The 14,058-nt window shown below is 46.2% G+C and carries 10 protein-coding genes and 1 pseudogene; 1 reads left to right on the top strand and 10 read right to left on the bottom strand.

Annotation, left to right across the window (positions count from 1 at the left end; genetic code table 11):
* Nucleotides 1–99 precede the first annotated feature (99 nt).
* On the bottom strand, nt 100–882 hold the full coding sequence (gene nudC, locus NL646_RS22195) for an NAD(+) diphosphatase (RefSeq protein ID WP_025575280.1): 783 nt from the start codon (nt 880–882) through the stop codon (nt 100–102).
* A gap of 178 nt (nt 883–1,060) precedes the next feature.
* Here nudC and NL646_RS22200 point away from each other — a divergent pair, with 178 nt between their 5' ends.
* On the top strand, nt 1,061–1,552 hold the full coding sequence (locus tag NL646_RS22200) for an Rsd/AlgQ family anti-sigma factor (protein ID WP_005497574.1): 492 nt from the start codon (nt 1,061–1,063) through the stop codon (nt 1,550–1,552).
* A gap of 128 nt (nt 1,553–1,680) precedes the next feature.
* Here NL646_RS22200 and rpoC read toward each other — a convergent pair whose 3' ends face one another.
* The 9 genes and pseudogenes from rpoC to NL646_RS22245 all read right to left on the bottom strand — a co-directional run.
* On the bottom strand, nt 1,681–5,883 hold the full coding sequence (rpoC, locus tag NL646_RS22205) for a DNA-directed RNA polymerase subunit beta' (protein WP_005456484.1): 4,203 nt from the start codon (nt 5,881–5,883) through the stop codon (nt 1,681–1,683).
* Nucleotides 5,884–5,958: 75 nt separating this feature from the next.
* Nucleotides 5,959–9,987, bottom strand: coding sequence for a DNA-directed RNA polymerase subunit beta (gene rpoB / locus NL646_RS22210; RefSeq protein WP_005497571.1), 4,029 nt, complete (start codon nt 9,985–9,987; stop codon nt 5,959–5,961).
* 252 nt (nt 9,988–10,239) lie between these two features.
* On the bottom strand, nt 10,240–10,608 hold the full coding sequence (rplL, locus tag NL646_RS22215) for a 50S ribosomal protein L7/L12 (protein ID WP_005466152.1): 369 nt from the start codon (nt 10,606–10,608) through the stop codon (nt 10,240–10,242).
* A 60-nt stretch (nt 10,609–10,668) separates the two neighbouring features.
* On the bottom strand, nt 10,669–11,157 hold the full coding sequence (gene rplJ / locus NL646_RS22220) for a 50S ribosomal protein L10 (RefSeq protein ID WP_005481772.1): 489 nt from the start codon (nt 11,155–11,157) through the stop codon (nt 10,669–10,671).
* 292 nt (nt 11,158–11,449) lie between these two features.
* Nucleotides 11,450–12,151, bottom strand: coding sequence for a 50S ribosomal protein L1 (gene rplA, locus NL646_RS22225; protein ID WP_005489780.1), 702 nt, complete (start codon nt 12,149–12,151; stop codon nt 11,450–11,452).
* 4 nt (nt 12,152–12,155) lie between these two features.
* Nucleotides 12,156–12,584, bottom strand: a complete 429-nt coding sequence (gene rplK / locus NL646_RS22230; protein WP_005489784.1) for a 50S ribosomal protein L11 — start codon at nt 12,582–12,584, stop codon at nt 12,156–12,158.
* A gap of 164 nt (nt 12,585–12,748) precedes the next feature.
* Nucleotides 12,749–13,297: a transcription termination/antitermination protein NusG gene (gene nusG / locus NL646_RS22235; RefSeq protein WP_005384681.1), complete on the bottom strand. Its 549-nt coding sequence runs from the start codon at nt 13,295–13,297 to the stop codon at nt 12,749–12,751.
* A 13-nt stretch (nt 13,298–13,310) separates the two neighbouring features.
* Nucleotides 13,311–13,691: a preprotein translocase subunit SecE gene (gene secE, locus NL646_RS22240; protein ID WP_005384680.1), complete on the bottom strand. Its 381-nt coding sequence runs from the start codon at nt 13,689–13,691 to the stop codon at nt 13,311–13,313.
* A gap of 266 nt (nt 13,692–13,957) precedes the next feature.
* Nucleotides 13,958–14,058: pseudogene (locus tag NL646_RS22245) on the bottom strand (elongation factor Tu); the annotation flags it as partial.

Genomic DNA, 14,058 nt, shown 5'->3' on the forward strand with positions numbered 1-14,058 from the left:
AAACCCATCAATACAGAACGTCATACCAAGCTAGTCTAGCAACAGTGATGTCTCAAAAATGATTAATTTTTAACCTTTACTTCCTTTACGATCAGCATCTCAGTCTGAAAGAATATCACTAACGGTCTGCTCAATTAGCGCCCTTGCAATAGTGCCTGTTGGTGCCACTGGTGGCATCTCTTTCACACCGAACCATTGTGCATCGGATAACTCCGTATAATCCGGATTGAGCTCACCAGAATCATAATCGGCGAGGAATGCCATCATCATACTGGATGGAAAGGCCCAAGGCTGACTGCCAAAGTAACGAATGTTTCTCACGTGAATGCCCGTTTCTTCATGCACTTCGCGCGCGACACAGTCTTCTAAGGTTTCTCCCGCCTCTAAAAAGCCCGCAATCACGGTGTACATGCCATTTCGATGCCTTGGGTGCTGCGCTAGTAAGATCTGATTTTCTTTACGCACAGCAACGATGATGCATGGGAAAATGCGCGGGTAGTGCAAAGTTCGACACTCTCCGCATTGCATGGCAAATTGATTATTATTAAGAAAGTTGCGCCCACCACATTGCGGGCAAAAGCGTAAGCTTTGGGTCATGTGCCCATATTGGATAGCCTTGCTCAACAGCATAAATAGCGGTTCAGGGAAATGTAGACAGTCGCGCAATGAAACGAGTGGGAGATCTTGCTCCAAATCTGAAAAATTAATCCACATCACTGGCGAACCAAGATAGTCACCAATTTGCCTCGCATTCTCTTCTGGCAGTGAGAACTGCTCCGCACTACCAAAAGGCACAGCACCATCCACCAGCCAAATTTCACTTCCTGCAACAACACACCAATGTGCATTTGCCACACGGTTAACATCACCTTTTCTTAACATTCCATCATCCCTTTGCTTGAAGTTCGTTCATTTTACTGGCAATCTAATTTCATACTAGAGTTTGTTCTTAACGATATTTGCAACTATAAATTCTAGTAAGGACAAGAGTTTGTAATAACTTTACTAACTTTGCTTTGCAAAGGATACGTTCGCCAGCCGGCGATCAGATCATGAGGGCATGGTCATGCTAAAAAAATTCAAACAAACACAAGACCAGTGGGGTGGCTCAAGTGATGTCATTGATCACTGGTTAGAGACGAGACAATCCTTAATTGTCGAATATTGTAAGCTTGCAGCACTGCAACCTTGTTCGAAATCCAACGTTCTAGAACTTCCTTCTCCCTCCGAGCTACAAAACTTCTGCCAACACCTAGTCGATTATATTTCCGAAGGCCACTTCAAAATCTACGATATGGTGATGGATAAGTGGAAAGCCACTGGCTTTGTCGCAACAAACGAAATCAACCAAACTTACGGCAAAATCGTGCTAACCACGGAACCGTTGTTAAACTTCACCGATAAGTATTCAGACGTGACAGAAGATGATGAGTTAGAGGATTTCGACTCTGATATGTCTTTGATCGGAGAGATCATTGAAACGCGCTTTGAAGTAGAAGACCATTTGATCCAGCTTATCGCGGATAGCCTTGCGATGCCTCCTGGTGCATAAATGATAATAGAAAGGAGTGAAAGGGTTGATGACTATATATCAGCCCTTTTTTGTACCTCACAACCGAGTGAAGTGAATAGATACAAAAAAGGCACCCGAAGGTGCCTTTTCTTTTAAGCTCTTAACGATTACTCGTCAGAAGAGAAGCCAGCGTTTAGAAGTGCTGCTAGGTTATCTGTTGCTTGTTCAGCAGATGGACCTTCTTGCGCTTCAGCACGTTTAGCTTGACGCTCTTGGTGGTATGCGAAACCAGTACCAGCTGGGATCAGACGACCAACAATTACGTTCTCTTTCAGACCACGTAGGTCATCACGCTTACCAGAAACCGCAGCTTCTGTTAGTACGCGAGTTGTCTCCTGGAACGATGCCGCAGAGATGAACGACTCAGTTGCTAGAGACGCTTTAGTGATACCTAGAAGTTCACGTTCAAAACGTGCAGGCTCTTTGCCTTCAGCTTCTAGATTACGGTTAGCAATCTTAACTTGTGAGTATTCAACTTGCTCGCCAGGTAGGAACTCAGAGTCACCAGCGTGAGTAATTGTACACTTACGTAGCATTTGACGAACGATAGTCTCGATGTGCTTATCGTTAATCTTAACGCCTTGTAGACGGTAAACTTCTTGTACTTCGTTAGCGATGTACTGAGTTACTGCGTGTACGCCACGTAGACGTAGAATGTCATGTGGAGACTCTGGACCATCAGCGATTACATCACCACGTTCAACGCGCTCACCTTCGAACACGTTAAGCTGACGATGCTTAGGAATCATCTCTTCGTAAACTTCACCGCTATCACGCGTGATAACTAGACGACGCTTACCTTTGGTCTCTTTACCGAAGCTAACTGTACCTGTGTGTTCAGCAAGAATCGCAGGCTCTTTAGGCTTACGAGCTTCGAACAAGTCAGCAACGCGTGGAAGACCACCGGTGATATCTTTGTTACCGCCAGATTTCTGAGGAATACGTGCTAGCGTATCACCCACACCGACTTCTGCGCCGTCTTCAATGTTCACGATCGCTTTACCAGGTAGGAAGTAGTGAGCTGGCATTTCAGTACCAGGGATCATTACGTCGTTACCTTGCTCGTCAACAAGTTTGATAGCTGGACGCATATCTTTACCTGCTGCTGGACGAGCTGCTGCGTCCGTTACTTCGCTTGAAGATAGACCAGTTAGGTCATCTGTTTGACGAGAAACTGTTACGCCATCAATCATATCTACGAACTGGATACGACCAGCTACTTCAGTGATGATTGGCAGTGTGTGCGCTTCCCAGTTCGCTACTGTTTCACCAGCTTCAACTGCGTCGTTGTCGCCCTTGCTTAGTAGCGAGCCGTATGGCAGTTTGTGTTTCTCTTTCGTACGGCCGAACTCATCGATGATGGTTAGTTCAGATGCACGAGAAGTGATAACTAGCTTGCCATCTTTGTTTGTTACGAACTTAGCGTTGTGAAGCTTAACAGAACCGTTGTTCTTCGCTTGGATGCTGTTCTCTGCTGCTGCTGTCGATGCCGCACCACCGATGTGGAACGTACGCATCGTAAGCTGTGTACCCGGTTCACCGATAGACTGAGCAGCGATAACACCTACTGCCTCACCTTGGTTTACTAGGTGACCACGTGCTAGGTCACGACCGTAACACTGTGCACAACAACCGAAGTCAGAATCACACGTTACTACAGAGCGCACTTTCATGCTGTCTACTGAGTTCTCTTCCATGATTTGACACCACTTCTCATCGATCAGGGTGTTACGTGGAATAAGAACATCTTCAGTACCAGGTTTTAGAACGTCTTCAGCAACTACACGACCTAGAGCTAGCTCAGACAGTGCAACTTTAACATCACCACCCTCGATGTGAGGCATCATGTCAACACCCTCGTGAGTGCCACAGTCATGTTCAGTTACAACAACGTCTTGAGCAACGTCTACTAGACGACGAGTTAGGTAACCCGAGTTCGCTGTTTTCAGTGCCGTATCCGCAAGACCCTTACGAGCACCGTGCGTTGAGATAAAGTACTGAAGTACGTTTAGACCTTCTTTAAAGTTCGCTGTGATCGGCGTTTCGATGATTGAACCATCTGGACGCGCCATCAGACCACGCATACCGGCAAGCTGACGAATCTGTGCTGCAGAACCACGAGCGCCCGAGTCCGCCATCATGTAGATGCTGTTGAATGACTCTTGCTGTTCCTCTTCACCTTCACGGTTAACTACCGTTTCAGATGAAAGGTTTTCCATCATTGCTTTCGCAACGCGGTCGTTGGTCGATGCCCAGATATCGATCACTTTGTTGTAGCGTTCGCCTGCAGTAACAAGACCTGATTGGTACTGTTCCTGGATTTCACGTACTTCTTCTTCCGCTTCTGCGATTTCAGTGTACTTAGCTGGCGGTACAACCATATCGTCGATACCAACAGATACACCAGAAAGTGCCGCGTAAGCGAAACCTGTGTACATGATTTGGTCAGCGAAGATTACAGTGTCTTTCAGACCTAGCTTACGGTACGCCTCGTTTAGTAGGTTAGAGATTTGCTTCTTACCTAGTTTTTGGTTAACGATGCTGTACGGTAGACCAGCTGGCACGATTTGCCATAGCATTGCACGACCAACAGTGGTATCTACCATCTTGGTCTCAGTTGTGCTGTTGCCGTCTTCGTCTACAACTGTCTCTGTAATACGTACTTTAACGCGCGCGTGAAGCTCAGCTTGTTTAGTGCGGTATGCTTTCTCAGCCTCTGCTGGGCCAGAAAGGTACATGCCTTCACCTTTCACGTTGATCTTTTCACGAGTCATGTAGTAAAGACCCAATACAACGTCCTGAGAAGGTACGATGATCGGATCACCTGACGCTGGCGACAGAATGTTGTTTGTCGACATCATCAGAGTACGAGCTTCAAGCTGTGCCTCTAGAGTTAGAGGTACGTGAACCGCCATTTGGTCACCATCGAAGTCCGCGTTGTACGCCGCACAAACAAGTGGGTGTAGCTGGATCGCTTTACCTTCGATTAGTACTGGTTCGAACGCCTGGATACCTAGACGGTGAAGTGTAGGTGCACGGTTCAATAGTACTGGGTGTTCGCGGATTACTTCGTCTAGGATATCCCAAACAACCGCTTCTTCACGCTCTACCATTTTCTTCGCAGCTTTGATTGTAGTCGCAAGACCACGAGTCTCTAGCTTGCTGTAGATAAATGGTTTGAATAGCTCAAGTGCCATCTTCTTAGGAAGACCACACTGGTGCAGACGAAGGTATGGACCTACTGTGATTACAGAACGGCCAGAGTAGTCTACACGTTTACCTAGAAGGTTCTGACGGAAACGACCTTGTTTACCCTTGATCATATCAGCAAGAGATTTCAGAGGACGCTTGTTAGAACCTGTGATCGCACGACCACGACGACCGTTATCTAGTAGCGCATCAACAGACTCTTGCAGCATACGTTTTTCGTTACGTACGATGATGTCCGGAGCCGCTAGCTCTAGAAGACGCTTCAAACGGTTGTTACGGTTGATCACACGACGGTATAGGTCGTTCAGATCAGAAGTCGCAAAGCGACCGCCATCTAGTGGTACTAGAGGACGTAGATCTGGCGGAAGTACTGGAAGTACAGTCAGGATCATCCACTCTGGGTTGTTACCCGATGCGATGAACGCTTCTACCAGTTTAAGACGCTTAGTGACTTTCTTACGCTTAGTTTCTGAGTTTGTAGTCTCAAGCTCTTCGCGCATTTGTTCCGCTTCAGCGTGCATATCCATAGAACCTAGTAGGTCCTTGATAGCTTCTGCACCCATCTTAGCTGTGAACTCGTCACCCCACTCTTCTAGACGGTCTAGATACTCTTCTTCAGTTAGCATCTGACCTTTTTCTAGATCAGTCATACCCGGTTCAGTTACTACGTACATTTCGAAGTAAAGAACACGTTCGATATCACGTAGAGGGATATCCATTAGTAGACCGATACGAGACGGTAGCGATTTTAGGAACCAGATGTGAGCTACTGGTGAAGCAAGCTCGATGTGGCCCATACGGTCACGACGAACTTTAGTTTGTGTAACTTCTACACCACACTTCTCACAGATAACACCACGGTGCTTTAGGCGCTTGTATTTGCCACAAAGACATTCGTAGTCTTTAACTGGGCCAAAGATACGCGCACAGAACAAACCATCGCGTTCAGGTTTGAACGTACGATAGTTGATCGTTTCAGGTTTTTTAACTTCACCGAAAGACCATGAACGGATCATGTCTGGTGAAGATAGACCGATTTTGATTGCATCAAATTCTTCGGTCTTATGCTGTGCTTTTAGAAAGTTTAATAAGTCTTTCACAATCAGCTCCTGTAAGGAGTTAAAAGGAGCTCACCCGCAAAAGTGAGCACCTTTCTACCGATAATCCCGTGGGGATTACTCTTCGTCTTCTAGCTCGATGTTGATACCTAGCGAGCGGATCTCTTTCAACAATACGTTGAACGATTCTGGCATGCCAGGTTCCATGCTGTGGTTACCGTCTACGATGTTTTTGTACATCTTAGTACGGCCGTTAACGTCATCTGACTTAACGGTTAGCATTTCTTGTAGAGTGTAAGCCGCACCGTATGCTTCTAGTGCCCATACTTCCATCTCACCGAAACGCTGACCACCGAACTGAGCTTTACCACCTAGTGGTTGCTGAGTTACTAGGCTGTACGAACCAGTTGAACGTGCGTGCATCTTGTCATCAACAAGGTGGTTCAGTTTCAGCATGTACATGTAACCAACAGTTACAGGACGCTCAAACGCATCACCTGTGCGACCATCAAACAGCGTTAGCTGACCAGATGTTGGCAGGTCTGCTAGCTCAAGAAGTGCTTTGATTGATGCTTCTGGAGCACCATCAAATACAGGTGTCGCGATTGGTAGACCGCCACGCAAGTTCTTGATCAGAGTACGTACTTCATCATCAGATAGAGAAGCAATGTCTACTTTCTGGCGAGTGTCGCCTAGATCGTAAACTTTTTGTAGGAACTCGCGGAATTTCGCTAGTTCTTGCTGCTCTTTAACCATCTGGTTGATCTTGTCACCGATACCTTTCGCTGCCAGACCTAAGTGAACTTCCAGGATCTGACCGATGTTCATACGCGAAGGTACACCCAGTGGGTTAAGTACGATGTCTACAGGCTGACCTTTCTCATCGTATGGCATGTCTTCAACAGGGTTGATCTTAGAGATTACACCCTTGTTACCGTGACGACCCGCCATCTTATCACCAGGCTGAATGCGACGTTTAACCGCTAGGTAAACCTTAACGATCTTCAGTACGCCAGGTGCTAGATCATCACCTTGAGTGATCTTGCGACGCTTAGTTTCGAACTTCTTATCGAAGTCAGCTTTTAGCTCGTCCCACTGCTCAGCAAGTTGCTCAAGCTGAGTTTGTAGTGCGTCATCTTCTAGCGTTAGTTCTAGCCACTTCTTACGATCAGTCGCGTCTAGTTTCGCTTCAGAGTAACCGCCTTCAATCAATACAGCTTTAACACGGTTTAGAAGGCCACCCTCAAGAATCTGGAATTCTTCAGTTAGGTCTTTCTTCGCTTCTTTAAGCTGCATCTGTTCGATTTCAAGCGCACGCTTGTCTTTCTCTACGCCATCGCGAGTGAAGACTTGAACGTCGATGATCGTACCTGAAACAGAGTTAGGTACACGTAGTGAAGTATCTTTAACGTCAGATGCTTTTTCACCGAAGATTGCACGTAGTAGCTTCTCTTCAGGCGTTAGCTGAGTTTCACCTTTAGGTGTTACTTTACCAACTAGGATGTCGCCACCCTTAACTTCAGCACCGATGTAAACGATACCTGACTCGTCTAGTTTAGACAGAGCAGATTCACCTACATTTGGAATATCCGCTGTGATCTCTTCAGAGCCCAGCTTAGTGTCACGCGCCACACAAGTCAGTTCTTGAATGTGGATTGTCGTGAAGCGGTCTTCTTGAACTACGCGCTCAGATACTAAGATCGAGTCTTCGAAGTTGTAACCGTTCCAAGGCATGAACGCGATACGCATGTTTTGGCCAAGCGCTAGCTCACCAAGGTCTGTTGAAGGACCATCAGCAAGAACGTCACCGCGTGCTACAGGTTCACCTGGCATCACACATGGGCGCTGGTTAATACATGTGTTCTGGTTAGAACGTGTGTATTTAGTCAGGTTGTAGATGTCGATACCAGCTTCACCTGGTACTAGCTCTTCTTCGTTCACTTTAACAACGATACGAGAAGCATCTACTGACTGGATTACACCACCACGTTTCGCAACAGCCGTTACACCTGAGTCAACGGCTACGTTACGTTCGATACCAGTACCAACAAGCGGTTTGTCAGCTTTCAGTGTTGGAACTGCCTGACGTTGCATGTTCGCACCCATCAATGCACGGTTCGCATCATCGTGTTCTAGGAACGGGATAAGCGATGCAGCGATAGATACAACCTGGTTTGTCGCAACGTCCATGTACTGAGCGTGCTCACGAGGGTGTAGACCAGATTCACCTTTCTGACGAGCTGTGATCAGCTCATCTGCAAAAGTACCATCTTCGTTTAGCTTAGCGTTCGCCTGAGCGATAACGAATTGGCCTTCTTCGATTGCAGATAGGTAATCTACTTCGTCTGTTACAACACCATCTACAACGCGACGGTATGGCGTCTCAAGGAAACCGTACTCGTTACAACGCGCAAACGCAGATAGAGAGTTGATCAGACCGATGTTTGGACCTTCCGGCGTTTCGATAGGACATAGACGACCGTAGTGGGTTACGTGTACGTCTCGAACTTCGAAGCCAGCACGTTCACGAGTCAGACCGCCAGGACCTAATGCAGAAATACGACGCTTGTGCGTTACTTCTGACAGCGGGTTGTTTTGGTCCATGAACTGTGAAAGCTGTGAAGAGCCAAAGAATTCTTTAACCGCTGCAGAAATTGGCTTCGCGTTGATCAGGTCTTGGGGCATGATTGCGTCAAGATCGCCTAGGCTTAGACGCTCTTTAACTGCACGCTCAACACGTACTAGACCTACGCGGAACTGGTTCTCAGCCATTTCGCCGACAGAACGGATACGACGGTTGCCTAGGTGGTCGATATCGTCCACTTCGCCTTTGCCGTTACGGATCGCGATAAGCTTCTTCATCACTTCGATGATATCTGTTTCATCAAGTGTGCCTTGCTCTTGAGCATCTTCACGACCGATAGAGCTATTAAACTTCATACGACCAACAGTCGATAGATCGTAACGCTCTTCAGAGAAGAATAGGCTTTCGAATAGTGCTTCTGCAGCTTCTTTTGTTGGTGGCTCACCAGGGCGCATCATGCGGTAGATTTCTACCAATGCAGAAATACGGTCAACAGTGCTGTCGATGCGTAGTGTTTCTGACATGAATGGACCGTGGTCTAGATCGTTCGTAAACAGAACTTCTAGCGCTTTGTGGCCAGCTTGAGACAGGTTCGCTAGCGCTTCCAGGCTGATTTCCTGGTTAGCATTAACAATGATCTCGCCTGTTGCTTCGTTGATGTAATCTTTCGATGCAACTTTACCAACGATGTACTCTACTGGTACTTCGATGTGATCAACGCCATCTTTCTCTAGTTGGCGGATATGACGAGCTGTTACGCGACGACCTTGCTCTACGTAAACTTTACCATTCGATTCGATGTCAAATGACGCAGTTTCACCACGTAGACGATCTGGAACCAACTCCATCAGTAGAGTTTGGTCTTTCACTTCGAAGTTCACTTTCTCGAAGAAGATATCTAGGATTTCTTCAGTCGATTTACCTAGTGCACGAAGGATGATCGATGCTGGTAGCTTACGACGACGGTCGATACGAACGTACAAGTTATCCTTAGGATCAAACTCGAAATCAAGCCATGAACCACGGTAAGGAATAACGCGCGCGTTGTATAAAACTTTACCTGAAGAGTGGGTCTTACCCTTATCGCTGTCGAAGAACACGCCTGGGCTTCGGTGCAGCTGGGATACGATAACCCTCTCGGTACCGTTAATTACGAAGGTACCATTGTCTGTCATGAGTGGAATTTCACCCATGTAGACTTCTTGTTCTTTAATGTCTTTTACAGTACCTGCTGGCGCGTCTTTATCAAAGATAACTAGGCGTAGTTTTACACGTAGTGGCTTTGAGTAAGTTACACCGCGGATTTGACATTCTTTAACGTCAAAAACTGGCTCACCAAGACGGTAGCTAACGTATTGCAGCTCAGAATTGCCGTTGTAGCTCTGAATCGGGAATACAGAACGGAAAGCAGCTTCAAGACCGTATTGACCTTCAGGATCCTGTTCGATAAATTTGTCGAACGAATCGAGCTGGATCGATAGCAGGTATGGAATGTCCAAAACTTGTGGACGAGTACCAAAGTCCTTACGGATGCGCTTTTTCTCGGTATAAGAGTAAACCATGGGGTTCCTCAGCTCGCTGATAAGTGACCCAAACTGTCCGCCCACTCCTAGTTACTTAAGGGGGGTAAGGGACAGTGACTAATATAGCTGTTTACTGTAGTGACATTTCATTTCGAAAGAATGAAATGTTTTTTGCATGGATATCAGGCGCTTAAACAGCGGGAAAATTCGCCTATACCCTACAGCGCAAAAAGGCCGGTGGTTAAAAAACCACCAGCCAATTAGCCGTTAGGCTAAGAAACTATGCAATAATTACTTAACAGCAACAGTTGCACCAGCTTCTTCTAGCTGAGCTTTAAGAGCGTCAGCTTCTGCTTTGTCAACACCTTCTTTAAGAGGTGCTGGAGCGCCGTCTACAAGAGCTTTAGCTTCTTTAAGACCTAGGCCAGTTGCGCCACGTACTGCTTTGATTACAGCAACTTTGTTACCGCCAGCAGATTCTAGGATTACGTCGAATTCAGTTTGCTCTTCAACAGCTGCACCAGCAGCAGCGCCGCCAGCTACAACAGCAGCAGCAGCAGAAACACCGAATTTCTCTTCCATTGCTTCGATTAGTTCAACAACTTGCATTACAGACATTTCTGCAACTGCGTCTAGGATTTGCTCGTTAGTAATAGACATAACAATTCTCTTTTAAGTCAACAATAAGTTTATTAAGCAACCAGTAAAAAGCAAGGCTTATTAAGCAGCTTCTTTTTGATCGCGGATAGCAGCGATTGTACGAACCAGCTTACCAGCAGAAGCTTCTTTCATGCACATCATTAGGCGTGCGATTGCTTCGTCGTAAGTTGGTAGTGTCGCTAGTACTTCAGCGTCAGTTAGCGCGCCTTCAAATGCAGCAGCTTTGATCTCGAAGTCTTTGTTCTCTTTAGCGAAGTCTTTGAAAAGACGCGCTGCAGCACCTGGGTGCTCGTTAGAGAACGCGATTAGAGTAGGACCAGTGAAAGTGTCAGTTAGACACTCGTAGTCTGTACCCTGAACCGCACGACGTGCTAGAGTGTTACGCACGACTTTCATGTAAACGCCAGCTTCACGAGCTTGTTTACGTAGAGAAGTCATTGCGCCAACTTCAACGCCACGAGAATCAGCTACAACTGCAGAAAGTGCACCACTGGCAGCTTCGTTGACTTCAGCAACAATTGCTTTTTTGTCTTGAAGGTTTAAAGCCATCTTGGATTTACTCCTGGTTGTCGTTACACCACTCACTATCATCACGACAGTGAGAGCTATTGAGGTGCATTCCCAGAAGAAAGTTAACTATTTACATAGAGCTTTCTGTCAGTTCGGGCACCATCTACGTAGGATAATTAAGTCAACGGTTAGGCTGACACCTACGGTCTTGGACGGAGACTGGGTCTTAATTCATTTCGAACTAGGAGACAGTTCAAAGAACCAAAGTTCAGCCCCAACCACAAATATTAGGCGCAAAATTATACACAAATTTTGCGCCTAAGCAAATAAATTATGCTTGAGTGTTCAGGCTAGCCTGATCAACAGCAACACCAGCACCCATAGTAGTAGAGATGCTTACTTTCTTCAGGAAAGTACCTTTCGCTGAAGATGGCTTAGCTTTCTTCAGAGCAACTAGAAGTGCTTCTAGGTTCTCTTTGATCTGCTCAGCAGAGAAGTTTGCTTTACCGATAGTAGTGTGGATGATGCCGTTTTTGTCGTTACGGTAACGAACCTGACCAGCTTTAGCGTTTTTAACTGCTTCAGCAACGTTAGGAGTTACAGTACCAACTTTAGGGTTTGGCATAAGACCGCGAGGACCTAGGATAGTACCTAGTTGACCTACAACGCGCATTGCATCTGGAGAAGCAACAACTACGTCAAAGTTCATTTCGCCTTTCTTAACTTGCTCAGCAAGATCTTCCATACCAACGATGTCTGCGCCAGCTTCTTTAGCTGCTTCAGCGTTTGCACCTTGAGTGAACACTGCTACGCGGATGTCGCGGCCAGTACCGTGAGGTAGTACAGTTGCACCACGTACGTTCTGGTCAGATTTACGAGCATCAATGCCTAGGTTAACAGCAACGTCTACAGACTCAACGAATTTAGCAGTAGCTAGTTCTTGAAGAAGAGCAACAGCTTCGTTGATTTCGTATTCTTTAGTTACGTCAACTTTTTCGCGGATTACGCGCATGCGCTTAGTTAGTTTTGCCATCTTATTAACCCTCTACCACTAGGCCCATTGAACGAGCAGTACCAGCGATAGAACGCTTCATCGCTTCGATGTCAGCACCAGTCATATCTGCAGCTTTAGTTTCTGCGATTTCTTGGATTTGAGCGTCAGTTACAGTGCCCACTTTTTCAGTGTTTGGACGGCCTGAACCAGACTTAACGCCAGCAGCTTTCTTAAGAAGAACAGCAGCAGGTGGAGTCTTAGTTACGAACGTGAAAGAACGGTCGCTGTATACTGTGATAACTACTGGAGTTGGTAGACCCTTCTCTAGAGATTCTGTTTTCGCGTTGAACGCTTTACAGAATTCCATGATGTTAACACCGTGTTGACCTAGAGCAGGACCAACTGGTGGACTTGGGTTCGCAGCGCCAGCAGCAACTTGTAGCTTGATGTAAGCTTCAACTTTCTTAGCCATGATAATTCCTAAGTTTGGGTACAAACGCTAATCACGGATCAGCTCCCCGTTTGTGTAAGAAACTTTTTACTTCACAAGAAGTAAAAAGGCGCGAAATTATAGTCATAATTCGCGCCTTATACAACCCTAAAAAGGTGATTTTTTATACTCTTTAAATCAGAGTATTAGTCCAGTTTTTCAACCTGACCAAATTCAAGCTCAACTGGTGTTGCACGACCAAAGATCGACACAGACACTTTCAGGCGGCTCTTCTCGTAATCCACTTCTTCAACGGTACCGTTGAAATCAGCAAATGGACCTTCATTAACACGAACCACTTCACCCGCTTCGTACATAGTACGTGGACGAGGAGCTTCACTCGCTTTCTCAAGACGGTTAAGAATAGCGTCAGCTTCTTTATCAGTGATAGGTGCTGGACGGTCTGAGGTACCACCAATGAAGCCCATGACACGCGGCACACTACGTACTAGGTGCCATGATTCATCGTTCATAATCATCTGAACAAGGACGTAACCTGGGAAGAACTTACGCTCAGATTTGCGACGTTGACCCGCGCGCATTTCCACTACTTCTTCAGTAGGAACTAGTACTTCACCGAATAGCTCTTCCATGCCGTGCATTTTGATATGCTCGCGCAGAGATTGAGCTACACGACCTTCAAATCCAGAGAAGGCTTGAACCACATACCAGCGTTTTTTTGGAGCTTCACTCATGAATTAAAACCCTCTATACCCCAGTTGCTAGAGCTACTAGACGAACCATAATTCCGTCAATACCCCATAGCACTAGAGCCATTACAATACTTACAGCTAAAACGATCAGTGTTGTTTGCATGGTTTCTTGGCGAGTAGGCCAAACAACTTTACGTACTTCCATACGCGATTCTTTTGCAAAACTGATCGCTGCTTTACCTTTAGTCGTTGTTGCTGCAACGCCAAGGGCTGCTGCAATTAGAACAACAACGCCTGCAGCGCGAACCACTACAGACATTTCACCATACAGGTAATTACCCACAACAGCGGCAGCTGCCAATACGAAAGCGGCAACCCACTTAAACGTATCTGCTGCATTTGAGCTATCAGGAGTTTCAGCATTATTTGCTTTCATAAAACCAACCTGTTACAAGTCTTAATATAGACGACAACAACCCCGCTGTTGCAGGGCAAACTCCATATCGCTGAAAAACAGCGAACTCTTCTTAAGATTAAGCCTCTTTGCCTAATCTTGCTCTGCACCCAACCCACTTCTGGACAAGAAAACAGCAAAAATAATGTTGAGCGCAGAAAAAGGGCATCAAATGATGCCCTTTTTGCTACTGGTTCGTCAAATCTAATTCAAGATTTTCCGAAAGCATTCGTTTAATTCGTTAAGAATTATTCGAAGATCTTAGCAACAACACCAGCACCTACTGTACGGCCACCTTCACGGATAGCGAAACGTAGACCTTCGTCCATTGCGATTGGTGCGATTAGCT

Source organism: Vibrio sp. Y20_XG_PY13 (genome assembly GCF_024181925.1).
Lineage (GTDB): Bacteria > Pseudomonadota > Gammaproteobacteria > Enterobacterales > Vibrionaceae > Vibrio > Vibrio parahaemolyticus.

Excerpts from the sequence above, each read along its gene's own strand:
- rplL (WP_005466152.1), bottom strand. The coding sequence starts at position 10,608 with ATGTCTATTACTAACGAGCAAATCCTAGACGCAGTTGCAGAAATGTCT.
- rpoB (WP_005497571.1), bottom strand. The coding sequence starts at position 9,987 with ATGGTTTACTCTTATACCGAGAAAAAGCGCATCCGTAAGGACTTTGGT.
- nusG (WP_005384681.1), bottom strand. The coding sequence starts at position 13,297 with ATGAGTGAAGCTCCAAAAAAACGCTGGTATGTGGTTCAAGCCTTCTCT.
- NL646_RS22200 (WP_005497574.1), top strand. The coding sequence starts at position 1,061 with ATGGTCATGCTAAAAAAATTCAAACAAACACAAGACCAGTGGGGTGGC.
- rplJ (WP_005481772.1), bottom strand. The coding sequence starts at position 11,157 with ATGGCTTTAAACCTTCAAGACAAAAAAGCAATTGTTGCTGAAGTCAAC.
- rplA (WP_005489780.1), bottom strand. The coding sequence starts at position 12,151 with ATGGCAAAACTAACTAAGCGCATGCGCGTAATCCGCGAAAAAGTTGAC.
- secE (WP_005384680.1), bottom strand. The coding sequence starts at position 13,691 with ATGAAAGCAAATAATGCTGAAACTCCTGATAGCTCAAATGCAGCAGAT.
- nudC (WP_025575280.1), bottom strand. The coding sequence starts at position 882 with ATGTTAAGAAAAGGTGATGTTAACCGTGTGGCAAATGCACATTGGTGT.
- rplK (WP_005489784.1), bottom strand. The coding sequence starts at position 12,584 with ATGGCTAAGAAAGTTGAAGCTTACATCAAGCTACAAGTTGCTGCTGGC.